24 protein-coding genes, 1 riboswitch and 1 other annotated feature are annotated in these 24,244 nt (G+C 45.1%); of the genes, 11 read left to right on the top strand and 13 right to left on the bottom strand.

Annotated features, from left to right (window positions below):
- Positions 1-99: 99 nt before the first annotated feature.
- The 3 genes from KI655_RS21245 to KI655_RS21235 all read left to right on the top strand — a co-directional run bounded on the left by KI655_RS21245 (position 100) and on the right by KI655_RS21235 (position 1,984).
- On the top strand, positions 100-330 hold the full coding sequence (locus tag KI655_RS21245; RefSeq protein ID WP_285408465.1) for a TIGR02647 family protein: 231 nt from the start codon (positions 100-102) through the stop codon (positions 328-330).
- A gap of 183 nt (positions 331-513) precedes the next feature.
- Positions 514-1,356, top strand: a complete 843-nt coding sequence (locus KI655_RS21240) for an NAD-dependent epimerase/dehydratase family protein (RefSeq protein WP_285408464.1) — start codon at positions 514-516, stop codon at positions 1,354-1,356.
- On the top strand, positions 1,349-1,984 hold the full coding sequence (locus KI655_RS21235) for a YdcF family protein (RefSeq protein WP_285408462.1): 636 nt from the start codon (positions 1,349-1,351) through the stop codon (positions 1,982-1,984). The genes KI655_RS21240 and KI655_RS21235 overlap by 8 nt, the downstream gene beginning before the upstream one ends.
- Positions 1,985-2,096: 112 nt before the next feature.
- On the opposite strand, the gene KI655_RS21230 is transcribed toward KI655_RS21235, so the two are convergent.
- Positions 2,097-2,675, bottom strand: coding sequence for a thymidine kinase (locus tag KI655_RS21230; protein WP_285408460.1), 579 nt, complete (start codon positions 2,673-2,675; stop codon positions 2,097-2,099).
- Between the two features lie 97 nt (positions 2,676-2,772).
- A complete protein-coding gene (cysS, locus tag KI655_RS21225) occupies positions 2,773-4,155 on the bottom strand; it encodes a cysteine--tRNA ligase (RefSeq protein WP_285408459.1) in 1,383 nt (460 codons plus the stop codon).
- A 191-nt stretch (positions 4,156-4,346) separates the two neighbouring features.
- Between cysS and KI655_RS21220 the strand changes: the two genes are divergently transcribed.
- The 4 genes from KI655_RS21220 to KI655_RS21205 all read left to right on the top strand — a co-directional run bounded on the left by KI655_RS21220 (position 4,347) and on the right by KI655_RS21205 (position 7,608).
- Positions 4,347-4,841 (top strand): peptidylprolyl isomerase, encoded by a 495-nt coding sequence (locus tag KI655_RS21220; RefSeq protein WP_285408457.1) that lies wholly within the window; start codon positions 4,347-4,349, stop codon positions 4,839-4,841.
- A gap of 79 nt (positions 4,842-4,920) precedes the next feature.
- A complete protein-coding gene (lpxH, locus tag KI655_RS21215) occupies positions 4,921-5,664 on the top strand; it encodes a UDP-2,3-diacylglucosamine diphosphatase (protein ID WP_285408456.1) in 744 nt (247 codons plus the stop codon).
- A gap of 116 nt (positions 5,665-5,780) precedes the next feature.
- Complete coding sequence (locus KI655_RS21210) at positions 5,781-6,998, top strand: EAL domain-containing protein (protein WP_285408455.1); 1,218 nt, start codon at positions 5,781-5,783, stop codon at positions 6,996-6,998.
- A 100-nt stretch (positions 6,999-7,098) separates the two neighbouring features.
- Positions 7,099-7,608, top strand: coding sequence for a YchJ family protein (locus KI655_RS21205; protein WP_285408453.1), 510 nt, complete (start codon positions 7,099-7,101; stop codon positions 7,606-7,608).
- A gap of 216 nt (positions 7,609-7,824) precedes the next feature.
- On the opposite strand, the gene hisIE is transcribed toward KI655_RS21205, so the two are convergent.
- From hisIE to KI655_RS21160, 9 genes are all read right to left on the bottom strand, one after another.
- Positions 7,825-8,460 (bottom strand): bifunctional phosphoribosyl-AMP cyclohydrolase/phosphoribosyl-ATP diphosphatase HisIE, encoded by a 636-nt coding sequence (hisIE, locus tag KI655_RS21200; protein ID WP_285408452.1) that lies wholly within the window; start codon positions 8,458-8,460, stop codon positions 7,825-7,827.
- Positions 8,457-9,230 (bottom strand): imidazole glycerol phosphate synthase subunit HisF, encoded by a 774-nt coding sequence (hisF, locus tag KI655_RS21195; protein WP_032552105.1) that lies wholly within the window; start codon positions 9,228-9,230, stop codon positions 8,457-8,459. The genes hisIE and hisF overlap by 4 nt, the downstream gene beginning before the upstream one ends.
- Entirely contained in the window at positions 9,212-9,949 is a 738-nt protein-coding gene (hisA, locus tag KI655_RS21190; RefSeq protein WP_012604374.1) for a 1-(5-phosphoribosyl)-5-[(5-phosphoribosylamino)methylideneamino]imidazole-4-carboxamide isomerase, read from the bottom strand. The genes hisF and hisA overlap by 19 nt, the downstream gene beginning before the upstream one ends.
- Before the next feature lie 44 nt (positions 9,950-9,993).
- Complete coding sequence (gene hisH / locus KI655_RS21185; RefSeq protein ID WP_285408449.1) at positions 9,994-10,608, bottom strand: imidazole glycerol phosphate synthase subunit HisH; 615 nt, start codon at positions 10,606-10,608, stop codon at positions 9,994-9,996.
- Between the two features lie 9 nt (positions 10,609-10,617).
- Positions 10,618-11,706 carry a bifunctional histidinol-phosphatase/imidazoleglycerol-phosphate dehydratase HisB gene (gene hisB, locus KI655_RS21180; RefSeq protein ID WP_285408448.1) on the bottom strand — a complete coding sequence of 363 codons (1,089 nt, stop codon included), beginning with the start codon at positions 11,704-11,706 and terminating at the stop codon, positions 10,618-10,620.
- Between the two features lie 92 nt (positions 11,707-11,798).
- Positions 11,799-12,839, bottom strand: a complete 1,041-nt coding sequence (gene hisC, locus KI655_RS21175; RefSeq protein WP_285408447.1) for a histidinol-phosphate transaminase — start codon at positions 12,837-12,839, stop codon at positions 11,799-11,801.
- A gap of 16 nt (positions 12,840-12,855) precedes the next feature.
- A complete protein-coding gene (gene hisD / locus KI655_RS21170; protein ID WP_285408554.1) occupies positions 12,856-14,166 on the bottom strand; it encodes a histidinol dehydrogenase in 1,311 nt (436 codons plus the stop codon).
- Complete coding sequence (gene hisG / locus KI655_RS21165; protein WP_285408446.1) at positions 14,166-15,062, bottom strand: ATP phosphoribosyltransferase; 897 nt, start codon at positions 15,060-15,062, stop codon at positions 14,166-14,168. The genes hisD and hisG overlap by 1 nt, the downstream gene beginning before the upstream one ends.
- A gap of 53 nt (positions 15,063-15,115) precedes the next feature.
- Positions 15,116-15,252 (bottom strand) — a sequence feature (His leader region).
- Positions 15,253-15,442: 190 nt separating this feature from the next.
- Positions 15,443-17,035 carry a Na+/H+ antiporter NhaC family protein gene (locus tag KI655_RS21160; RefSeq protein ID WP_285408445.1) on the bottom strand — a complete coding sequence of 531 codons (1,593 nt, stop codon included), beginning with the start codon at positions 17,033-17,035 and terminating at the stop codon, positions 15,443-15,445.
- A gap of 114 nt (positions 17,036-17,149) precedes the next feature.
- Positions 17,150-17,327: riboswitch (Lysine riboswitch) on the bottom strand.
- A 366-nt stretch (positions 17,328-17,693) separates the two neighbouring features.
- On the opposite strand from KI655_RS21160, the gene KI655_RS21155 reads away from it, so the two are divergent.
- The gene (locus tag KI655_RS21155) at positions 17,694-18,104 is read left to right on the top strand and encodes an H-NS family nucleoid-associated regulatory protein (RefSeq protein WP_285408443.1); all 411 of its coding nucleotides are present in this window, start codon (positions 17,694-17,696) and stop codon (positions 18,102-18,104) included.
- 933 nt (positions 18,105-19,037) lie between these two features.
- On the opposite strand, the gene KI655_RS21150 is transcribed toward KI655_RS21155, so the two are convergent.
- Entirely contained in the window at positions 19,038-20,342 is a 1,305-nt protein-coding gene (locus KI655_RS21150; protein WP_285408442.1) for an inosine/guanosine kinase, read from the bottom strand.
- Between the two features lie 102 nt (positions 20,343-20,444).
- The gene (locus tag KI655_RS21145) at positions 20,445-20,714 is read right to left on the bottom strand and encodes a hypothetical protein (RefSeq protein ID WP_285353861.1); all 270 of its coding nucleotides are present in this window, start codon (positions 20,712-20,714) and stop codon (positions 20,445-20,447) included.
- A gap of 204 nt (positions 20,715-20,918) precedes the next feature.
- On the opposite strand from KI655_RS21145, the gene mnmA reads away from it, so the two are divergent.
- From mnmA to purB, 3 genes are all read left to right on the top strand, one after another.
- A complete protein-coding gene (mnmA, locus tag KI655_RS21140) occupies positions 20,919-22,055 on the top strand; it encodes a tRNA 2-thiouridine(34) synthase MnmA (RefSeq protein ID WP_285408440.1) in 1,137 nt (378 codons plus the stop codon).
- Positions 22,056-22,098: 43 nt separating this feature from the next.
- Positions 22,099-22,716, top strand: coding sequence for a high frequency lysogenization protein HflD (gene hflD, locus KI655_RS21135; RefSeq protein ID WP_032552093.1), 618 nt, complete (start codon positions 22,099-22,101; stop codon positions 22,714-22,716).
- Between the two features lie 142 nt (positions 22,717-22,858).
- On the top strand, positions 22,859-24,229 hold the full coding sequence (gene purB, locus KI655_RS21130; protein ID WP_285408439.1) for an adenylosuccinate lyase: 1,371 nt from the start codon (positions 22,859-22,861) through the stop codon (positions 24,227-24,229).
- Positions 24,230-24,244: the final 15 nt, after the last annotated feature.

Raw genomic sequence — 24,244 nt, 5'->3', positions numbered from 1 at the left:
AATTTGGTATCAGTTATCAATTCTCTTGATTTTCTATTGCCTGCATTATCATTGCGCACTATTGTGAAAACAGAAGACATCAAAATTTATAGGTCAATTATGAAGTACACCACTGAACACATTGCAGATTTAAACCTTCTTCTTCAATTTGATGTAAGCAGTGCCGCAACGGGCATTAAGGTACATCAAGAAGCATCTCCGGAAATGAGAGATGCGGTACAGCGTTTGTTCGATAAAGGTCTATGTACTCAGCCAGACGGCGGCTACCTCACTGATGAAGGTATTGAAACTGCAGAACGTGCTGACAAACTGCTTCGTATTCTAAAATAGGCGTCACTTAAGCAAAGTAAGCCACTTTCTATCTCTTAAAACTCCATTCGCTTCGGCAATGGAGTTTTTTCGTTTTGAGGATTTTCATTTTTAGACAAAGGTTTGTTAGGCTTAAGAGAGTGATTGAGACCAACAGTTTGGTCCATTAAGCGATTCATCATTGATGACGATAACGAGGGATTTATGGCATCTATATTGATAGTAGGCGCAGGATGGGTAGGCGCTCCCTTAGCAGCGCATTTATCAAGGCACGGACACAGTGTGGTGGCGACTAAGACTAGCCAGCAAGGTGTCGATGCGCTCCAAGAGCAACAACTAAACGGACATGCCTTTCACTTTGGTGAGCAAACAGACACGGTTTCTCAGCTCTATTCCCTGATGTTAGAAAACCATATTGAAATAGTGATTGGCAGTTTTCCACCCGGTTTCAGAAAGGGCTCTGGACAAGCCTATGCTCAACACTGGCACCAACTCGCAGAGGCCAGTCAAAAAGCCAACATTAAAAAGCTGATCATGGTCAGCTCGACGACAGTGTATCCAGAAAAACCTGGCACCATTGATGAAAACGACGCTGCATTGCATTTAGCCAAGCAAGACTCCCCTTACGCTTTTTCTGATAACGCAACCATTATGCTAACCGCAGAACAAGCGGTCATTGATTCTGGCATCGACTACACGATTCTTCGTTTCAGTGGGTTGATTGGCCCTAACCGCCATCCATCACGTTTTGCGAGCAAGTTAAAGCAGGTTAGTTCGCAGGCTCCCGCCAACATGCTTCACTTAGATGATGCGATTCGTGCGGTTGATTTCGCAATAACCCAGCTGCACAACCAAGTCGTCAACGTCACCACACCCAACACCGTAAGCAAGGCGGAGTTTTATGCTGCGGCACTCAAGAGCGCCAACAGCAAAGAGCCATTACCACCGATTGTCGATACACCTGACAAGAGAGTCTCATCTGAGAAGATCATTAATTTAGGTTTCTCCTTCAAATACAACTCAACCTTGGATGCATTAGATGACTAAATTACATCGAGCGATTGATACCTTGTGGGATTACATGAAGGTCGGTGATACGCCATCAAAGTCTGACTGTCTGTTTGTATTATGCAGTAACGACACCCGTGTTGCTGAGTATGCCGCGCAGCTCTATAAACAAGGTATTGCGCCCTACATCGTATTTTCTGGTGGCGTAGGTCGATTTACTGAAGGCCAGTTCAACCGAAGTGAGGCAGAAGCCTTTGCCGCAGTGGCGCGCGATTGTGGGGTTCCCGATTCGGCTATATTGCTAGAAACACAGGCAAGCAATACTGGCGAAAATGTCCGTTTTACTTATGAACTGTTAAACAATCGCGGCAAGGTGCCAAAGCGCTTAACTCTGGTTCAAAAGCCATTTATGGAGAAGCGAACCTATGCAACGTTTAAGCAGCAATGGCCTGATGAGGATGCCGAAATCACCGTGACCTCTCAATGGCGACACTGGATAGACTATTGTAATGAAGATCTGCCGCTGGACATGGTTTTAGGCGCCCTGCTTGCAGACTTTGAACGCATTAAAGATTACCCAGAACGCGGCTTTCAAATCGCACTTCCTATCCCAGATAATGTGGAATCAGCTTACCAGCAACTCAAAGCGGTTGGGTTTGAGTCTTAAGAAGACAGTACGCGTCTAATAGCTCTTTATCGAGCAAATAAAAAAACGGTGGCCTATCACAGACCACCGTTTCCTATTCTTAGCGCTAACGTTTCTATTCTTAGACCTAAGGTTACTTGCCGAGCGCTTCTTTGTAGTGCAGACGACACACAGAGACATATTTGTCATTGCCACCAATTGCAACTTGGTCACCCTCTGCAATCGCTACACCGTGCTCATCGGTACGAATTACCATGTTCGCTTTACGACCACAGTGACAAATCGTTTTCAGTTCCACCAGCTTATCAGCCCAAGACAGTAGATACTTACTGCCTTCAAACAATTCACCAAGGAAGTCTGTTCTTAGTCCGTAACAAAGCACAGGAATATGCAGTTTATCCACTACCTCAGTTAACTGATATACCTGCTCTTTCGATAAGAACTGGCACTCATCAATCAGAACACAGTGGCGCTTTTCTTCTTCATTCAGCGCTGCAATCGCTTGGAATAGATCCGTATCACTTTTGAACAGCTGAGCTTCTGACTGAAGACCAATACGAGAACTTACCTTCCCTACACCGTAACGGTCGTCTAGGGCTGCGGTAAAGATGACGGGAGTCATGCCACGCTCTTGATAATTAAAAGAAGACTGTAGGAGCGTTGTTGATTTACCCGCGTTCATCGCAGAGTAATAAAAATACATCTGAGCCACAGAAATATTCCTGTTTAGTATAAATTGAATATGGAATTAAAGGTGTATATAGATTTTTGCTAGAAAAAAGGGCTGAAAATCAGCCCTTTTTATAAGATTACTTACGACGCCAAGTTGTGCCTTCTGGCCCGTCTTCTAGGATGATTCCTAGCTCGTTCAGCTTGTCACGTGCAAGGTCGGCGTTAGCCCAGTCCTTAGAGGCACGAGAGTCATTACGCAGCTTGATTAGTGCTTCAATTTCAGCCACTTCATCGTCATCACCCGCTTCACCTTGAAGGAAAGACTCAGGCTCTTGGTGAAGGATACCGATCACGTCAGCCAGCTCACGCATTAGCGCACCAAGCTCGCTCGCTTTCTCTAGGTTTTCTGTTTTCAGGCGGTTCACTTCGCGCGCCATGTCGAACAGAACTGAGTATGCTTCAGGCGTGTTAAAGTCATCGTTCATCGCAGTTGTAAAGCGAGTCACGTACTCTTCGCCACCCGCAGGTGCAACCGTTAGGTCAAGACCACGTAGTGATGTATATAGACGCTCTAGTGCAGAACGCGCTTGGTTTAGGTTATCTTCGCTGTAGTTCAGTTGGCTACGGTAGTGACCAGACATCAGGAAGTAACGAACCGTTTCAGCATCGTAGTGACCAAGAACGTCACGAATCGTGAAGAAGTTACCCAGAGATTTAGACATCTTCTCTTTATCAACCATCACCATACCGCTGTGCATCCAAGTGTTTACATAGTCAGTACCGTGAGCACAGCAGGATTGTGCGATTTCGTTCTCGTGGTGCGGGAACTGAAGGTCAGAACCACCGCCATGAATGTCAAAATGGTTACCTAGAATTGAAGAGTTCATTGCAGAACATTCAATGTGCCAACCTGGACGACCTGGGCCCCATGGAGATTCCCATGTTGGTTCGCCTGGCTTAGACATTTTCCAAAGAACGAAGTCTAGTGGGCTGCGTTTTGCTGATTCGATATCAACACGAGCGCCCGCTTGCAGTTGGTCAAGGTCTTGTTTAGACAGTTTGCCGTACTCTTCAAACTTCTTCACTTCGAACATCACGTCACCGTTGCTTGCTACATAAGCAAAGCCACGAGCGATCAGAGTCTCTACCAACTCGATGATCTCGGTAATGAATTCTGTAGCGCGTGGTTCAACGTCTGGACGCTTCATGTTCAGCGCATCAAAGTCCGCGTGCATCTCACCGATTAGACGCTCAGTTAGCGAGTCACAAGATTCACCGTTTTCGTTCGCACGTTTGATGATTTTGTCGTCGATGTCAGTGATGTTGCGAACAAACGTTAGGTCATAGCCAAGGTAACGCAGGTAGCGTGATACTACGTCGAAAGAGACGAAAGTACGGCCATGACCGATGTGACAGAGATCGTAAATGGTTACCCCACAGACGTACATGCCGACTTTGCCAGCTGTAATTGGTTTGAATTCCTCTTTCTGTCTTGTGAGTGTGTTATATATCTTCAACATGATCTCTATCTATATTGTGGATGAATCGAAATAAGACTCGCAGTATAACAAGTCATTACTTAATAGGTAATACCTTTAGCCGCCAAATCGGCTAAACTCCTTGTTATCTATTGGTGATTTCGTATTTTGAAACTCAATCAAACTAGGCTAGAATCGCCTTTCATATTAAAAAAGACAGTAAGGTAACAATCATGATCATCCTTCACACAAATTTTGGTGACATCAAAGTTCAACTAAATGAAGAGAAAGCACCAGAAACAAGCGCAAACTTCCTACAGTATTGCCGTGACGGTTTCTACGACAACACACTATTCCACCGTGTTATCGATGGTTTCATGATTCAAGGCGGCGGCATGACTTCTGGCCTTAAAGAAAAAGCAACTCGTGCAACAATCAAGAACGAAGCAAACAACGGCCTAAGCAACAAAGTAGGTACGCTAGCAATGGCTCGCACAATGGAACCGCATTCTGCAAGCTCTCAGTTCTTCATCAACGTTAACGACAACACATTCCTAGATTTCCGTAGCGAAAGCCTAGACGGTTGGGGTTACTGTGTATTCGCTGAAGTTGTAGAAGGCATGGACGTTGTAAACCAAATTAAAGGTGTTAGCACTGGCTCTATGGGTATGCACCAAGACGTACCACTAGAAGAAGTGATCATCACTGGTACAACAATCGAAGCTTAATCAGCCTCCGATTCGTATTCACCATTGATACATCAATAATTAGGACAAGGGAGCACTCGCTCCCTTTTTTTAAAACTGTATGAAAACATATTTTATCTCAGACCTGCACCTCACCCCTTCTCGCCCAGACATTACCGACTGCTTTTTTACTTTTATGGAAAATGAAGCGGTAGAGGCTGATGCGCTTTATGTACTCGGTGATCTTTTCGAATTCTGGATCGGAGATGATGATAAGAGTGACTTTGCACAATCTATCCGCCAAGCATTCATCGATCTGATTGCCAAAGGCGTCCCTTGTTACTTCACTCAAGGTAATCGAGATTTCTTGGTTGGCAAAAGGTTCGCTAAGCAGACGGGTGTTCAACTGCTCGATGAAGTTGAAGTCATCGACATCTATGGTAAGAAAGCCGTCGTTCTTCATGGCGATACGCTCTGTACTGAGGATGTTAAGTACCTCGCATTCAGAGAAAAAGTCCATCAGCCATGGCTACAATGGGTTTTCAACCGTATTCCATTTTTCGTTAAGAAGAAGATCGTCTCTAAGGTTCAGTCTGATATCAAAGACGACAAACAGACCAAGTCACTAGACATCATGGATGTGACGCAGTCGGAAGTTGAAAAGGTGATGCAAGACAACCGTGTTGACCTAATGATTCATGGCCACACCCATAGACCCAACGTTCACTACTTTGATAACGATAAACAAGAGCAACAAACCCGAATCGTATTGGGTGATTGGTACACACAAGGCTCTGTTTTAGTTATGACTCCAGAAGGGTTTGAACTAGAAAGCAGAAAGTTTAGCAACCGATTTCATAACTAAACCCGCTGTTTCATACGGTTTATTATTATGGGTCAGACTTTCTATGATTGTATATGGTAATTTCCTCAGAATTAGCTATTATCAGTCTATTAAAACTAAACCGAACGCAATACTAAGTGAAATATTCATACGTAGCACGCCAGCCAATACTCGATATTGATAAGAAAACCATAGGTTACGAGTTACTTTTTAGAGACGGTCCCAAAAACACGTTTCCAGAAGTCGAGCCTGAGCTTGCTACTAGTCGCTTACTGTCCGATCACTTCTTATCTACCCACTATAACACCCTTGGGGATAAGCTCGGTTTCGTTAACTTTCCTTACGCTAGTCTCATCAACTTAGTCCCAACCCTATTCCCAAAAGAGAGTTTGGTGGTTGAAATTCTCGAAGACTGTGAACCAACAGACGAGTTACTTCACGCCATCCAAACCATCTATGACGCGGGTTACACGATTGCGTTGGATGATTTTGTGCCGAGCAAAGCTTGGAAACGATTCCTTCCTTACGTCTCAATCATTAAGTTTGATATCCGACTTGTGCCGATCGCAAAGGCATCAATGTTTATGAGTACCCTTCGTGGTCTCGACATTAAGTTCCTTGCTGAAAAAGTCGAAACGCACGAAGAATATGAACAAGCAAAAGCCGCCGGTTTCTGTTATTTCCAAGGCTATTTCTTTAGCAAGCCTGAGATGATTCAAACGCGCGCTTTAAACCCAGCGTTTCTCACCACCATTCAATTGTGCAAAGAAATTGCTAACGACCCGATCGATTTTAATGAGGTCGAGCGACTGATCACCTTAGATGTGACGCTATCTTATAAATTACTCACCTATGTAAACTCTGCTGGCGGCGCAGTGACAACCATTCGCTCCTTCCGACAAGCTCTGGTTTATTTGGGTGAACAGAAACTACGTAAGTTTGTCTCTTTGGTGGCGATTGCCTCTGCCAAGGAAGATAAGCCAGATTCGCTTTACGGATTAGCCGTTATCAGAGCAAGACAATGCGAGCTCCTTATCGAGAAAATGCGCGTTAAGGAAGAGCCCGGACAAGCGTTCTTAACCGGTATGTTCTCACTGCTTGACTCATTGCTGGATCAGCCTCTGCATGAAGTGCTGGATGCAGTGCCTATTGACGAAGAGATCAAGCAAGCCTTAGTTAATCGCAAAGGGGTTCTCGGTGCGATCTTAGCGATGGTTGTCGCTTATGAGCAAGCTCGCTGGGATGAAGCAACACGAATTCGTAATCTACTTAAGCTAACAGAGGCGCAATTGGGTCAAACTTACGACGAGGCGACGAACTGGGCTCAGGACCTGCTCTCCCCTACAACAGCGTAAATGAGTTTATTGCTCACAATAGTTTTTGTTAAACTACCCGCAATGTTCATCCAAACAACGTTTATGGCCTCTTAGAGGCCATTTTTATAGGACTCGATTCATGTCTCAATGCCCTTGCGGTAGTAAACAATGCTACGCTACGTGCTGTGAAATAGCACATAACGACCACCACAGTGTAACCACCCCTGAGCAACTAATGCGTTCTCGATACAGCGCACACGTACTTGGTCTCGTAGATTATGTGGTGAATACCTATCATCCAAGCTGCCACGCTGAAGAGCAACGCGAAGGTATTGCTGAGTCGATTGATAGTGATTGGGCTGGGCTTGAGGTAGTAAACGCAGAGCCGGGTGCTAATAACGACGAAGGGTATGTGGAATTTAAGGCTTACTTTAATGAAGACGGCGCACAATACTGCATGCAAGAGCGTTCCCGTTTTGTGCGTGAAGACGGCCTGTGGTTCTATATCGATGGTGAATTCCCAGAGCAAAGTCAACCAGAGCCAGAGATTGACCCTCGCCTCAACCAAACGGTAGAGAGCTTTAAAATTGGCCGCAACGATCCATGTATCTGTGGCAGTGGTAAGAAGTATAAAAAGTGCTGCGGATAACTCGTACGACGAAGAGATTAGATTAAGAGAAGAGATTCCTGATGTCGCTCTGGCTCCTCGGAATGACAAATAATCAGGGGTTAGAAAAGCAACACAGGAACTTAGAAGTCTTGAAGCTTTAAAGCTCTGAGGTTTGGAAAACTAAAAGCCCCATAAACATGTTTGTTTACGGGGCTTTTATCTACCTTTATGTGGTTCGATTAATCCAAAGAGAGCTTACTTATGACGCTCTTTTAGCTTGTTCACCACATCGTTCATCGATAACCCTTGGTCTTGAAGCAGAACCATTAGGTGGTAAATCAAATCCGCAGATTCGCAAACTAGCTCCGCCTTATCGCCCGACGTCGCCGCAAGCGCGACTTCAACGCCTTCTTCGCCCACTTTTTGCGAAATACGCTTGGTGCCACGGGCATATAAGCTGGCAGTATAAGAAGATTCAGGGTCTGAATCCTTGCGGGCAGCCAATAGCTGCTCAAGTTGATGAAGCCACACCATCTGTGTCTCTTCTTGTGGATCCACATCCCAACAGGTGGTATTGCCGAGGTGGCACGTTGGACCAATCGGGTTCACTTTTACCAGTAACGTATCGTTGTCACAATCGAGTGACATATTCACCAATTGAAGAACGTTGCCCGACGTCTCGCCTTTTGTCCACAGACGCTCTTTGGTGCGTGAGAAGAAAGTCACTTGACCCGTTTCACCCGTTTTCGCTAACGCATCTTGGTTCATGTAACCCATCATCAGCACTTGGCTTGATTGAAAATCTTGTACAATCGCAGGAACGAGACCGTCCACTTTATCCCAATTGATACGTTCAGCTAGCGTGTTTACTTCTGTCGCTGCGAAACTCATAGACGCACCTCTACACCTTGTTGTTTTAGATATTGCTTCAGTTCACCAATATTGATGACTTGCTTGTGGAATACAGAAGCTGCCAGAGCTCCGTCCACGTTTGTTTTGTTGTAAGCTTCAGCAAAGTGCTCCATAGCACCCGCGCCGCCTGATGCGATGAGTGGTACCTTACAAACCTCACGAACCATGTTCAGCTGCTCTAAGTCGTAGCCGTTACGCACACCATCTTGGTTCATCATGTTTAGTACGATTTCACCCGCACCACGCTTTTGCACTTCCTGAACCCAATCTTTGGTTTCCCATTGAGTCGCCTTAGTACGCGCTTCATCACCAGTGAATTGGTAGACCTGATACTTACCCGTCTCTTTGTCGTAGTAAGAGTCAATACCAACAACAATACACTGCACCCCGAATTTATCAGCAAGGTCAGTGATGAGCTGAGGGTTAGCCAGTGCAGGCGAGTTAATCGATACCTTGTCAGCACCGAACTCTAAAATACGCGCGGCATCTTCAGCCGACTTAATACCACCAGCGACACAGAAAGGAATATCAATCACCTCTGCAACACGCTTTACCCAGCTCTTATCAACAACACGGCCATCGCTTGATGCTGTGATGTCATAGAACACAAGCTCGTCTGCGCCCTCTTCTGCATAGCGCTGTGCTAGTGGAACAATGTCGCCAATGATCTCGTGGTTACGAAACTGAACGCCTTTGACCACCTGTCCATCACGAACGTCTAAACAAGGAATTATTCGCTTTGCCAACATGCAAATGCCTCCTCTGCTGTGAACTTGCCATCCAGAAGCGCTCGGCCAACGATAACGCCAGCGACGCCGCTTCCCTTAAGTGCTTCGATATCGGCTAGGCTGCCAATGCCACCTGATGATTGGAACTGAACCTGTGGATACTGCTTACAAAGATCAACGTATAGTTCAACGTTAGAGCCTTCAAGCGTGCCATCACGTGAAATATCGGTACACAGCACGTGTTTAAGGCCAACAGTTAGGTAGTCTTCAATCAGGGCTTCAATCGTGACACCTGAATCTTCTTGCCAACCTGAAATCGCCACTTTACGTGTGCCGCTTTCGTCAATATTGATGTCCAAAGCCAATACGATTTTTTCAGCGCCGTACTTTTCCATCCAGCCTTTAACAAGCTCAGGCTGCTTAACCGCTGTTGAACCTACCACTACGCGCTGAGCGCCAGCTTCAAGCAGGTCAACTACGTCTTGTTCATTACGAACACCGCCGCCAATTTGAATGTTAGCTGGGGTGCTAGCAAGCAGCTTTGCAATCAAGTCAAGTTGACGTGCTGTGGTGTCTTTAGCGCCTGTAAGATCAACAAGGTGCAGCCAGCCTGCACCCGCTTGGTGGTATAGGTTGAACTGCTCTGCTGGGTCAACTTTGTATTCGGTTACTTGCCCGTAGTCACCTTGGAATAAGCGAACTACTTGGCCTTCAATTAAATCTAATGCGGGAATAATCATGTGCATTCCTTTTATGGCAGCCTTAGCGACTGCCTAATCCTTTATTACAATTCCAAGAAATTCTGAATCAGTTTTGAGCCAGCTTTTGAAGAACGCTCTGGGTGGAACTGAACACCATAGTAGTTTCCACTCTGTACTGCTGCCGTGAACGGGTTGCCATAATCACACTGAGCGACAGTGTAGTCACCGACTGGCATAGCAAAGCTGTGTACGAAGTAGAAGTACTCACCCTCTTCAATATCTTTGAATAACGGGTGTTCTGGTGTTGATTTCACCGTGTTCCAGCCCATGTGAGGAAGTGGTAAATCACCGGTATCCATCAGGCGAACTTCGCCTTCACACAGCCCCAAACACTCAACCAATTCGTCCGCTTTCTGACCTTTCTCTTGCGAGAGTTTACCCAGAAGCTGCATACCTAAACAGATACCCAGAAGCGGCTTTTCAACCTGCTTTACCAACGTAATCAGATCACGTTCAGCTAGGTTTTTCATCGCCTCACTTGCAGTACCAACGCCCGGTAAAAAGAGTTTGTCGGCTGCTAGTACGACCGCAGGATCTTTTGAAATCTCAACGGCATAACCAAGGCGTTCAATAGCAAACTTTACTGAAGAGACGTTGGCACAACCGGTATCAATAATAACGACTTTCTGCTCTTTCATGCTCATTCCTTAGAGTACGCCCTTGCTGCTTGGTAGCTCATTGCCTTCGACTTTGATCGCTTGACGTAGAGTACGGCCGAATGCTTTAAACAAACTTTCGATAATGTGGTGATCGTTATCACCTGCTGAAGATAGGTGCAGCGTACACGCCAATGTATCTGTCAATGAGCGGAAGAAGTGAACCACCATTTCGGTAGATAGGTCACCTACTTGCTCACGGCTAAACTTGGCATCGAATTTAAGGTATGGACGACCAGATAGGTCCAGTGCACATTGAGCTAGACACTCGTCCATCGGAAGGCTGAAACCAAAGCGGCCAATACCACGCTTATCGCCCAACGCATCCTTCAATGCTTGGCCTAGAGCCAGTGCTGTGTCTTCTACCGTGTGGTGGTCATCGATGTGTAGGTCACCCTTCACCGATAGGTTCATCTGGAAACCACCGTGTGTCGCGATTTGATCTAGCATGTGGTCAAAGAAACCCATGCCTGTTTCAATCTTATTTCCACCCGTCTCATCAAGATTTACCGCTACTTTAATGTCGGTTTCTTTGGTGGTGCGAACCACTTCAGCAACACGAGCTTTAACTGTTAGATCTTTCAGGATCTGTGGCCAGTTCATCATGCCTTCTGCATTTGGATCTGGGTTATACTGAATACCACGAATAGCCATGTTTTCAGCCAACTGAAGGTCTGTAATACGGTCGCCAATCACAACAGAGTTTTGGAAATCAACCTTACCCGCCTGTAGGTATTCTTTAACCAGACCTAGCTTAGGCTTGCGGCACGAACAGTTGTCTTCATCAAAGTGAGGACAAATAAGCACGTCATCAAACTTCACGCCTTGAGATTCGAAGAAGTCCATCATCATATTGTGTGGTGCATCGAAATCTGCCTGCGGGTAACTGTCGGTACCTAAACCATCTTGGTTAGTGACCATCACTAGGCGGTAGCCAGCGTCTTGCAGTGCTAATAGACTTGGGATAACAAGCGGTTCAAATTTAAGTTTATCTAAACGGTCTACTTGGAAATCGACAGGTGGCTCAACAATTAAGGTGCCGTCACGGTCGATGAATAATATTTTCTGTTGTTTACTCACTGGAACTTCCTTTTAAATTTAAATCTTGTGGCTTAGACAATCGCGTCTAAGCCAAATCAATCTAGTTACTTCGCGTAATAAAGAGCCGTTCTCTATTGGTAAAAGTTTCGAATAAAGCCAAGTGTCTTTTCGCACTCTTCTCTATTACCAACACTGATTCGAACGCAGTCTTCAATTGGAGAATTACGTAAGATAATGCCGTTGTCCCATGCTGCTTTAAACAATGCATCACCGTCAGGGAATTTAACCAATAAGTAGTTACCCCAACCGTCAAATACCGTCAATTGTGGCATCCCCATCAGCCCAGCTTGTAAGTAAGCGCGATTGGCATTGAGATCAAGAACTTGGAACTTAGCACGCGCCAACCCTTCTTGAGACAGTGCTTGAGTCGCAATCTCTGCGACAGGAACAGGCACTGGGTATGGAGCAATCACTTTAAGCAGCACATCGATAAGCTCTTTGTTGGCCAGAGTAAAACCACAGCGCAGGCCAGCGAGTGCAAAAGCTTTTGATAGCGTTCTTAGAATCGCCAGATTTGGATACTGTTCAAGCAGATCAACCGTTGACGCTTCAGGACAGAAATCGATATACGCTTCGTCCATCACCACAATCGCTTTGTCTTGAGTCATCTCAAGCAGTTTCACGATGTCTTTGCGCTCAACTAGGTTACCCGTTGGGTTGTTTGGACTACACACAAATACGACTTTTACGTCATCAAGCTGCGCTTCAATCGCATCGAGATCCAGCTGCCAATCAGGCGTCAGTGGCACAACTTTGCGCTCAACACCTATGGTTTCAGCGCTGATAGCATACATGCCGTAGGTTGGTGGACAGTAAAGAATCGCATCCTCACCCGGCTCACAGAAAGCACGAATCAGAAGTTCAATGCCTTCATCTGCACCACGTGTTGTGATGGTCTGCTCTGCCTTAACACCCGCGTATTGCGCGTAGGCTTCGACCACCTCTTTTGGTTGGCACTCACTGTAGCGATTGAGACGCGCTAAGTTAAGCGAGTACTCGTTATCAAAAGGCGATTCATTAGCGTTTAGCCACACATCACCGCTACCACCAATACGTCGAGCCGACAAATAAGGGGTTAATGCTTGAACTTGTTTTCTTGCTAGCTTTTCCATGAACGACTTACTCTTATTAATTCAATTTGTCAGCGCGACTTAGCTTTTCAACTCGGATGGTAACAGCGCGTTTGTGGGCATCTAGCCCTTCTGCTTCTGCCATTGTCACTACCGTTGGTGCTAGACCTTTCAGACCATCTGCAGACAGCTCTTGTACCGTCATTCTCTTCGAAAAATCAGCTAAGCCTAGGCTAGAGTAGGTTTTGGTGTAACCGTAAGTAGGCAGAACGTGATTAGTACCCGAAGCGTAATCACCCGCGGATTCTGGTGACCAGTCACCCAAGAAGATTGAGCCCGCATTATCCAGCAATGGAAGCAATTCACGTGGGTTCTTAGTCTGAACGATTAAGTGTTCTGGACCGTAGAAGTTCGAAATTGCCACTGCTTGGGTAATAGACTCAGCGATAATGATCAAACTAGACGCTAATGCCTGCTGTGCGATATCAGCTCGAGATAGCTCTTTAAGTTGCTTTTGCACCGCTTCTGTCACTTGGTCAGCAATCACTGGTGAAGGCGTTACCAAAACAACTTGAGAATCTGGACCGTGCTCCGCTTGGCTTAGCAAATCCGCAGCAATGAAATCTGCATCTGCGGTTTCATCAGCAATAACCAAAACCTCAGAAGGACCTGCTGGCATATCGATTGCCGCGCCGCGGAAGTCGTTGCTTACTTGACGCTTAGCTTCAGTTACATAAGCGTTGCCCGGGCCGAAAATCTTATCTACCTTTGACACCGTCTCAGTACCGTAAGCCATCGCAGCAACCGCTTGGCCGCCACCCACATTGTAAACTTCATCAATATTACAAAGCTTAGCGACATACAGAATTTCGTCAGCGATTGGCGGAGGCGAACAAAGTACAACTTTGCGACAACCTGCGATCTGAGCTGGTACACCCAACATTAGAACCGTTGAAGGAAGCGGTGCGCTGCCTCCAGGAATGTACAAACCAACCGTATTGATGGCGCGAGTTACTTGCTCACAGACAACACCCGGTTGTGTCTCGACCTTAATAGGTTGAGGCTTCTGAGCTTCGTGGAACTTTGCAATGTTGCTATATGCCTGTTCTAGAGCTTGCTTCATTTCAGGTGTAAGTCGTGCGCTTGCTTCTTCGATTTCGCTTTTCGATACTCGAATAGACTTTGGCGTTACTCGGTCGAACTTTTCAGTTAACTCAGTAATTGCAGCATCGCCTTCATTACGTACCTTTGCGATAACCTCAGAGACAGCCGCAGTGATGTTCGCTCCCTCACTAATCGCAGGACGCTCTAGTACAGAGTCCTGCTGAGATTCACTTAAAGATTGCCAAACAACGGTTCTCATGCGGATTACCCCATCATTTTTTCGATTGGTAATACTAGGATTGAGCTCGCACCTAGTTCTTTTAGCTGCTCCATTGTTTCCCAGAACAGGTTCTCTGTACTTACTAGGTGAATAGCAACTTTGTCTTTGTCTGTAGAAAGAGGCAGAACCGTTGGATCTTCAGCACCTGGTAGTAGCGCTTTGATTTGCTCAAGCTGAGATGTTGGCGCGTGTAGCATGATGTACTTTGACTCTTTCGCCTGTTGAACGCCTTGCATACGCGTTAACAGTTTTTCAATCAGAGCTGTCTTGTCAGCATCAAACTCGCCAGTACGTTGAATCAGTGTCGCTTTAGATTGGAAGATAACTTCTGCTTCTTTTAGGCCGTTCGCTTCTAGCGTCGCACCGGTAGAAACCAAGTCGGCAATGGCGTCAGCTAGGCCAGCGCGAGGAGCCACTTCAACCGAGCCTGTTAGCATACAAGTGCTGAAATCAACACCCTGCTCGTCCATGTAGGCTTTAAGTAGCTGAGGGTAAGTCGTTGCGATGCGTTTGCCCGCTAGGTCTTGTGGTCCGTTGTACTCTTCATCTTTGTTGATGGCGATAGATAAACGGCAACCACCGAAATCAAGACGACGTAGTGTACGGAACTCTGCAGGCTCTTTTAGTGCAAGGCGATCAAGGCGAACTTCTTCTAGCTCGTTCTCACCAATGAAGCCAAGGTCAACGACACCGTCCATGATCAATCCTGGGATATCATCATCACGAACTAATAATAAGTCGATTGGCATATTTAGTGAGTGTACAACTAGACGCTCACCCATGATGTTGAACTTAACACCACATTTTTTTAGGAGGTCTTGGCACTCTTTACTAAGGCGACCTTTCTTTTGAATTGCGATTCTTAGGCGTTGTGTCTGCATTGCTTTATCCCTGTGCAAATATTTGAATTTATTAAATAATTTAAAGTGCTAAAACTAAAAAACCCTCGGAAGACTCTGTCATCCCGAGGGTTTAAATCTAAATTCTTTTGACTTAACCTCCGGGAGTAATCTTGCTCCCGGGTACGCGTAAATCTCCCCGAAAGACTAGATAGGGTGATGATGGTGATGAATGTTCATTACTAATTTACGCATACTTATCAGCTCTTAGGTTGTTTGCTGTCTTGTCTCCACACTAACTAAGGTGAGACCCTTTTTCAACCATTTATTCGAACTTTTTTCACGAAACTTAAAATTAATTTAACAGGCACAAAAAAGGGAGGCTAATGCCTCCCTGATAGTTTACTGATTAACTTTCGTTTTTAGCTTTTGCACGTCGCCATTTTGCAACGAGAGAAGTAAGCCAGAGCGAAACACACACCAACAAACGTCACCGCTGCAGCGCTGAATGCGATACCGATAGAAGCCGTCATACCTAGGGTAATGAAGCCAATGCACGATACAAACGCAACTGAAAGCGCGTAAGGAAGCTGTGTCGATACGTGGTCGATATGATTACAACGAGCACCTGTCGAAGAGAGGATCGTTGTATCTGAAATTGGAGAACAGTGGTCACCAAATACTGCACCCGCAAGAACCGCACTTAGCATAGGTAGAATCAGCGCGATGTCTGACGCCGCAGCCATGTCACCCGCGATAGGCAGCATGATACCGAACGTACCCCAAGATGTACCTGTTGAGAACGCCATAACGCCAGCAAGAAGGAACAAGATAACTGGTAGCCAGTGGTAATCAATGCTGCCGGTTACTAGAGACGATAGGTACGAACCTGTTTTCATGTCGCCGATTACAGAACCGATAGTCCAAGCGAATACAAGAATTAGGATTGCGCCAAACATAGAGCTTGCACCGATCCACATTGTTCTTGCGATCTCTGCCATAGGCAGTTTCTGCTTAAATACAGTCGCAAGTGCAACTAATAGGCCGATTACGCCACCGTAAACAAGAGACTTACCTACATCCGTATTCTCGAAAGCACCAAGTAGGTTGAACGCTTCACCATCAGCAGCCAATGCTTGACCACCTGTGTATAGCATTGCAGTAACGGTTGCCACGATTAGAGATACGATTGGCATCACTAAGTCAGAAACCGAACCGTTTTCGCTCTCTTCGATATCCAGCTCTTCGTTTAGATCGTGAGCTTGTTGGCTGTCGTTGTCGCCTTCAAAACCACGGCCTTGAGACGCTTCGATTTCGTGATCGCGCATCTTACCAACATCTAGACCAAACCATGCAACTGCAAATACCATAAGCAGTGCGAACACAGCGTAGAAGTTCATTGGAATAAGACGAACGTAAGCACCCAGTGCTGAATACTCTGTTACACCGTGTGTTACTAAGATGCCACCGATAATGGTAATAATGTATGCACCCCAGCTAGAAGCCGGCATGATTACACACATTGGCGCAGCAGTAGAATCCAGAATATAAGCCAGCTTAGCGCGAGATACGTAGAAACGGTCGGTAACAGGACGGGAGATTGCACCAACGGCTAGACTGTTGAAGTAATCATCAACAAAGATGAATACACCTAGGAAAGCTGCAAGTAGTTTTGAACCGCGCTTGCTTTTAACACGAGACTGCGCCCACTCAGCGAATGCACGAGTACCACCAGACAGTGTTAAAAGTGCGGTTGTCATTCCAAGGATAATAAGGAAGGCAACGATGCTCATGTTCCAAGTGTTGATGCCACCATCTTCGATGAAAACACCAGATGCTTTAGTAAATACATAGCTTGCTGCGTTACCTAGTGAGTAATCAGCAAGTAAAATAGCACCCATAACGATACCAACACCCAAAGAAACCAATACACGGCGGGTGACAATAGCAAGGCTTAAAGCCACAAGGGGCGGAAGCAATGATAAAGGCGATGTTGCAAAATCTATTAAATTCATGATCTTCAAAAACCAGTTATTTTTATTTGGCTAGAGATCTACTGCAGACAAACTCGGTACTGACGACCAAGCTCATGTTGAACTAAGCGAAAGGGAAGTGAACACTTCACCCAACCCTACAGTAGCGCTCCATAGTTTAAAATTAAGACTATGGCAGTGTTGTACCTATTTAGCACAACCCCAGCAAGCTGCTTAGATATACAACTTACTTCGGCAATTACACCTTTTGCTCCCATTCATTGGCATCACCCCAATGAGAGTTACTCTTTGCAATTGCACCTCTACGTGCGATAACACTTTTAACTGTTGTTAGCTTAATTTAACAACAATTTAACCAGCGTAGCGCATCAGGTAGCCGCAATTGTACTCAACAAAAGCAACATTGCAACATATCATTCCGAGAAAACTAACTTTTTTGTCAGTAAAATAGTCAAGGTGCTCACAACATAACCACCACCCTATTCCATTAGTCACATATCACATTTATAGAGTAGTACTAGAATTATTATATCTTAAACTTAGCTTTCCATCGGGTTTTCTAAACTTTCTGCCCTCTTTTTAATATTTAAATAACTTCGATAAAAAATACTATTTGTTTTCTTTTATACCTCTGTTTATTATTAGGAGGATTAATTAGTTTATCTTGATGGGAAATATCATGTCTGAATTAACAAAAACACTATTAAATATCCGCAGCCTTCGTGCATTCTCACGTGAATTAACTCTTGAGCAACTAGAGGAAGCATTAGACAAACTGACTACTGTTGTACAAGAACGTCAAGAATCTGAAGCTGAAGAACGTGCTGCGCGTGCTGAACAAGAAGCAAAATTGGCAGCAATCGCTGACCAAATTGCAAAAGACGGTATCGACGTTGCTGATCTAATTGCTGCCCTTTCTGGTGAATCAAAAGCAAAAGGCACTAAATCTAAGCGTGCTCCACGTCCTGCTAAATACAAGTACGTTGATGCAAACGGCGAAGAAAAAACTTGGACTGGTCAAGGTCGTACACCTTCTGCAATCCAACAAGAACTTGATTCTGGTAAATCTCTAGAAGATTTCGCTATCTAATAATTAGCAATCAAATTCATATAATAAAGGCCTATCTCGATAGGCCTTTATTTTTATCTGTACCAAGCAAAGCAGTTATATCTCGCACCAGTTGATTACCTCACATTCCTCTTAACGTCCGATTGCTGTTGCCCCCTAAGTGCTATTTACGCCGATGACCTCTAGAGCTTTTCCTTAGCCAGCGAGACTAGGCCAAAGCACTCTTGTTCATACCCTTCTGTTCAGGCAAGTGTATGTAACCTTAAGGTCGAGGCACCCGATAATCATCCGAGACATCTTCCGTTAAATAGATAATGCACCCATACGTCACTTTCTCTATGTGCTACAGACTCAGTTGTTAGTATTTATATTAAGAGACGACTCCAAATTGACGCTAAACCTTTTGGGGTGAGTAAAGTCCAGATGTGTAAGCCCCTATTCGATAGTTAAGAGCAAATCGATAGTTAATAGCGGTTCGATGATTAAAAGCAACAATTACGAAAATGTTTCGATTATCAAGTTGCCGAAGCTTATCAATAAACTGACGACAAATACTGTTAATTAGAGTCCTCAGTTCATACCCTTTCTGTTATCCAACCTTGATTGATATTCCAAAGCAAACGCCATCTGTGAACAGCGTTCCATTTACCACCATTTAGAATAATGCACTCATCAATAAGTCACTTTAGCTCTAAATACTCCTATTAATATTATGTATATACACGCACATAATAATCACTTGAAGGCTGCATGCTATATCTGAGTGAAATGAGGCTTTTGAAACTTAAGTGTCAATACAAAACATCGTCACATTATTGAGATTCTGCTTTATTTTTATTTCCCGCACCATTGGCTAAGCCAATTCGGCAATTTGATTGTTTATAAAAATAAAAAAACCTCAAGCGAGTGCTTGAGGTTTTATAGATAGGATTTGGCGACTTTAGTAGCCAGCGATTAACGCTCCCAGTATGCTTCTTCTAAGCTGTCTTCGCGCTCAGGGAGGCCGCGAGATAAACGTGGGGAGTGCTGAACCAACACTTCATAACTCGCGCGGTTTGAATACTTACAAACTTGAGAGAATGAAGAATAGGTTAAGAATGAGTGTTGGTGCTTGCTGGAGTTTGGCACGTTCTCTTTATGGTACTTGTTAGCAGCCATATCGTGCAGTAAAGCAGAAAGAGCAGCATCGCCCGCACCATTGGTGTTCTTGATCTTCTCAGGACCGCCCATGTAAGGCGCAATATGAGAGTAAACTTTCACTGGCGACTCACACAGTGCTTTATGTGCTGGACGACTAAACTCGAAACGGTTGAACTCAGCAATAGAGCCAGGAAGTAGTGGTAGTGTTGTTTCACGCTTAGCCGCTTCTTCTGTATAACCCGCCATAAACAGACCAACTGGGCCTGCTGTACATAGTACTAGGTCTACCCAGTCCAACGCTTTATCAGAAGCAGCTAGTGGATCGCTCTCGCCCGTTAGAGCTTCAGCTTCATCTTCGTTCATCGCAACCACGGTCACGTGCTGCTCTAGGAAATCTTTCCAGAACTCAGGGTCGTCTTGAATCACAAACTTAGTACCCAGTGTCAGAACGACTGGCACATCGTATTTCTTCGCGTACTCGATCGCTTTCATTGTTGCTTCTGGCATTGGATCGCCAGGCTTACAACGCACTAAGTAAGCAGTCAGAACCAAGGCAGATGCACTCTTGAAGATTTTCTCTGGAATGCTGTCTGGGTTTAATTGGTTCATTTGACCTTCACTGATTGCAAAGGTACGTTCGCCATCTTCAGTGATCAAAGCAAAACAACGACCAATTGCGCCATCTACCCCTTGTAAATGGTTCAGATCCATTCTGCTTGATGTGTTACATAGGTAACGGTAGCCGTAGCTGCCAATTTTGATGTCTTGGCTCATAACACCTAATAGTGTTGAGCGGTCATCGGCCAATACTGAATAGTTGTGTAGCGTATTACCAATGGTGCCACCCGCATATTCATTAGTAATAAGGCACTGTTCTTTTAGCTCTTGGTATAGAGACTCTGCCGCTTCATCATTGATAACTAATGAATGGCCTTTACTTAAACCGTACTTCTCAATCAGTTCTGAACTTACTTTCGCTTCAATATCCACCAGAGTTTGGTCAATACCGATAATATGAGTGCGAGACATCTTCTTGCTGTTCTGAGATTGACTCACTAATGGGTCACGAGCGTGAACCGGAAAATAGTGCTTTGATTTACGTTGTCCAGGAAATTTCATAAGGCTAGTCTAAGTCAAGGGGAAATAGGGGGCGGATTCTACCGCGCTATATTTAGCGCGGCAATCATTCAAACTATAGCAAACGTTTGCACGCCTATTTTTTTATTCGCCTTCCATAAAGCTTAGATCTGGCAGCATATCTAGATGCTCTGAGTAACGCTTCTGGTTAAATTCAGCATTGTTCTTCATCACATCAAATACTTCGATAGCAAGCGCACATGCCATTGCAGCAATAGCATCTTCGCGAGAGTGACCTGTCATCATCAGACGCATTAACGTCTCTTTTACTTTGATCGGTTGGCCATCTTCCAGCTGATTTTCAATAATCTCGATCAACTGCTCTTCTTGCATAAATTCATCTTGTTCAGACATTTTTTCATCTCAGGTCTTGGATTTTGAGCGACTATGCCACATATAGGTCTGACATCCTAGCGACTCGCCTCGCTTTCATCAGATTCATCCAAAAAGTCAGCACACTTCTTGTGCAAAAGAAACTGTGATTCCGGTCTCGGATCTGTCACGTTGTTTCTCTTTCTGTTAGAATCTGCGACCAAGTAATAGTAACGGTGTTTAGACATGTCAGATATCAGCTCTGGAAACAGCCAAAAGAAAGTAATTGTCGGTATGTCCGGCGGTGTAGATTCGTCAGTTTCGGCGTATCTTCTCCAGCAACAAGGCTATCAGGTAGAAGGCCTTTTCATGAAAAACTGGGAAGAAGACGATAACGAAGAGTACTGTACGGCAGCTGAAGATCTTGCGGATGCACAAGCGGTTTGTGACAAGCTAGGTATCCACCTTCACACCATTAACTTTGCAGCAGAGTACTGGGACAACGTATTCGAATACTTCCTTGCAGAATACAAAGCAGGTCGTACGCCAAACCCAGACATTCTTTGTAACAAAGAAATCAAATTCAAAGCCTTTCTTGAATTTGCGGATGAAGTACTAGACGCAGACTACATTGCAATGGGTCACTATGTTCGTCGTACTTTCCCAACTCAAGAAGAGCTAGATGCAGGTAAAAAGCCTGAAATGCTTCGTGGTCTAGATAGCAATAAAGACCAAAGCTACTTCCTATACACGCTTAGCTCAGACCAAGTTGCACGCAGCCTATTCCCTGTAGGTGAGTTAGAAAAGCCAGAAGTACGTAAGATCGCTGAAGAGCAAGATCTGATCACTGCTAAGAAGAAAGATTCAACAGGTATCTGCTTCATCGGTGAACGTAAATTTACAGAATTCTTAGGCAAGTACCTACCAGCACAACCAGGTGACATTGAAACACCAGAAGGCAAAGTGATTGGTAAGCACAACGGTCTGATGTACCACACACTAGGTCAACGTAAAGGCCTGCACATCGGTGGCACTAAAGGCGGCGGCGGCAACGAAGCACCATGGTTCGTTGGCGAGAAAGATCTTAAGCGCAACGTATTGATTGCGGTACAAGGTAAAGACCACCCTCTTCTAAAATCTGAAGGTTTAATTGCGTCGCAACTGCACTGGGTAGACCGCGCACCAATTACTGATGTTTTGAAGTGCACAGTAAAAACTCGTTACCGCCAAACAGATATTCCTTGTACAATCATTCCAATTGACGATGAGAACATCAAGGTTATCTTCGACGCGCCTCAAATTGCAGTGACTCCAGGTCAGTCAGCAGTATTCTACCAAGGCGAAGTTTGTCTTGGTGGCGGCATCATCGAAAAACGCATCTAACTGATCGAACGACAAACGATAGAAGACAACTAGGAGTTACTACGTGGCCAACACACTTTATGACCGTACAATCGCTTTCGCTGGAATCTGCCAAGCAGTCGCTTTGGTTCAACAGGTAGCAAAAGACGGCTATTGTGATAAAGATGCCTTTGAAGCTTCACTCAGTGCGATTTTAAATACCAACCCAGCGAATACTGTGGGTGTATTTGGTCGCGAATCCAACTTAAAGCTTGGTTTAGAGTGCCTAGTAAAAGGTATCGATAGTACTCCTGCAGGCAGCGACATCACGCGTTACATCATTAGTTTGATGGCACTTGAGCGTAAGCTGTCAGGTCGCAATGATGCAATGTCTCAGCTAGGCGACCGCATCCAAACCGCAGAGCGCCAAGCTGAGCACTTTGATCTTTTTGATGAGCAGATGGTAAGCAACCTAGCGAGTATCTATCTTGACGTGGTAAGCCCGATTGGCCCACGTATTCAGGTCTCAGGTACACCTTCAGTTCTTCAACAGACATCAAATCAACACAAAGTACGTGCCCTGCTTCTTTCTGGGATCCGCAGTGCAGTTCTTTGGCGTCAAGTAGGAGGCAAACGTCGCCACCTAATCTTCGGACGCAAGAAGATGGTTGAGCAAGCTCAAATCCTCTTAGCAAGAATGTAATACACCAGCTCGCGCACTGTCGCGAGCTTATTCTTTGTACCAAAACAATCCTCACGCAAACGTTTGCGCAATATGCGTGACAAACAGCAAAGTTACTGGTATAAAGCTCACAAAATTTAGAAACTCAATTCAGGAGAACACCATGGAACTGTCAGCATTGACTGCTGTTTCACCAGTAGACGGCCGTTACGGAAGCAAGACAACTGCACTTCGCAGCATCTTTAGTGAGTTTGGTCTACTAAAGTACCGCTCTATCGTTGAAATTCGTTGGCTACAAAAGCTTGCGGCAACAGACGCAATCGCAGAAGTACCGGCATTCAGTGCAGAAGCAAACAAGTTTCTAGATGAACTAGCAGCAAACTTCTCTGAAGAAGATGCAGCACGCATCAAAGAGATCGAGCGTACGACTAACCACGACGTTAAAGCGGTTGAGTACTTCCTAAAAGAGAAAGTAGCTGGTGTTCCTGAGCTTCACGCTGTAAACGAGTTCATCCACTTCGCATGTACTTCAGAAGACATCAACAACACGTCTCACGCTCTAATGCTAAAAGAAGCTCGTGACGAAGTGATTCTTCCTGAAATTCAAAACATCATCGATGCTATCAAAGCACTTGCTGTTGAGTACCGCGACATCCCTCTTCTATCTCGTACACACGGTCAGCCTGCTTCTCCATCAACAATGGGTAAAGAGATGGCAAACGTGGCGTACCGTATGGAGCGTCAATACAAGCAAATCGCGAACGTTGAAATCCTTGGTAAGATCAACGGTGCTGTAGGTAACTACAACGCTCACCTTTCTGCTTACCCAGAAGTTGATTGGCACCAGTTCTCTGAAGAGTTCATCACTGAGTCTCTAGGCGTAACTTGGAACCCATACACAACTCAAATCGAACCACACGATTACATCGCTGAACTATTCGATGCAGTTGCACGTTTCAACACAATCCTAATCGACTTCGACCGTGACGTTTGGGGCTACATCGCTCTAGGTCACTTCAAGCAGAAGACAATTGCTGGTGAGATCGGTTCTTCTACTATGCCTCACAAAGTTAACCCAATCGACTTTGAAAACTCTGAAGGTAACCTAGGTCTAGCGAACGCAGTATTTGGCCACCTAGCACAAAAACTTCCTGTTTCTCGTTGGCAACGTGACCTAACTGACTCTACGGTTCTTCGTAACCTAGGTGTTGGTGTTGGCTACGCGATCATCGCATACACTTCTACTCTGAAAGGTATCAGCAAGCTAGAAGTTAACCGTGAAGCACTGCTTGCAGAGCTAGACCAAAACTGGGAAGTTCTTGCAGAACCAGTACAAACAGTAATGCGCCGCTATGGTATCGAAAAGCCATACGAGAAGCTAAAAGAGCTAACTCGTGGTAAGCGTGTAGACGGCGAAGCAATGCGTAACTTCATCGACGGTCTTGAGCTTCCAGAGCACGAGAAAGCACGTCTGAAAGAGATGACGCCGGCTAACTACATCGGTCAAGCAATCGAACTGACTGACAAGCTGTAATTCGAGATTCGAGAT

The sequence above is a fragment of the Vibrio sp. D404a genome (assembly GCF_030248535.1).
Classification (GTDB): domain Bacteria; phylum Pseudomonadota; class Gammaproteobacteria; order Enterobacterales; family Vibrionaceae; genus Vibrio.
The sequence above is the reverse complement of the archived record's forward strand: the minus strand, read 5'-3'. Positions and strand labels throughout refer to the sequence as shown.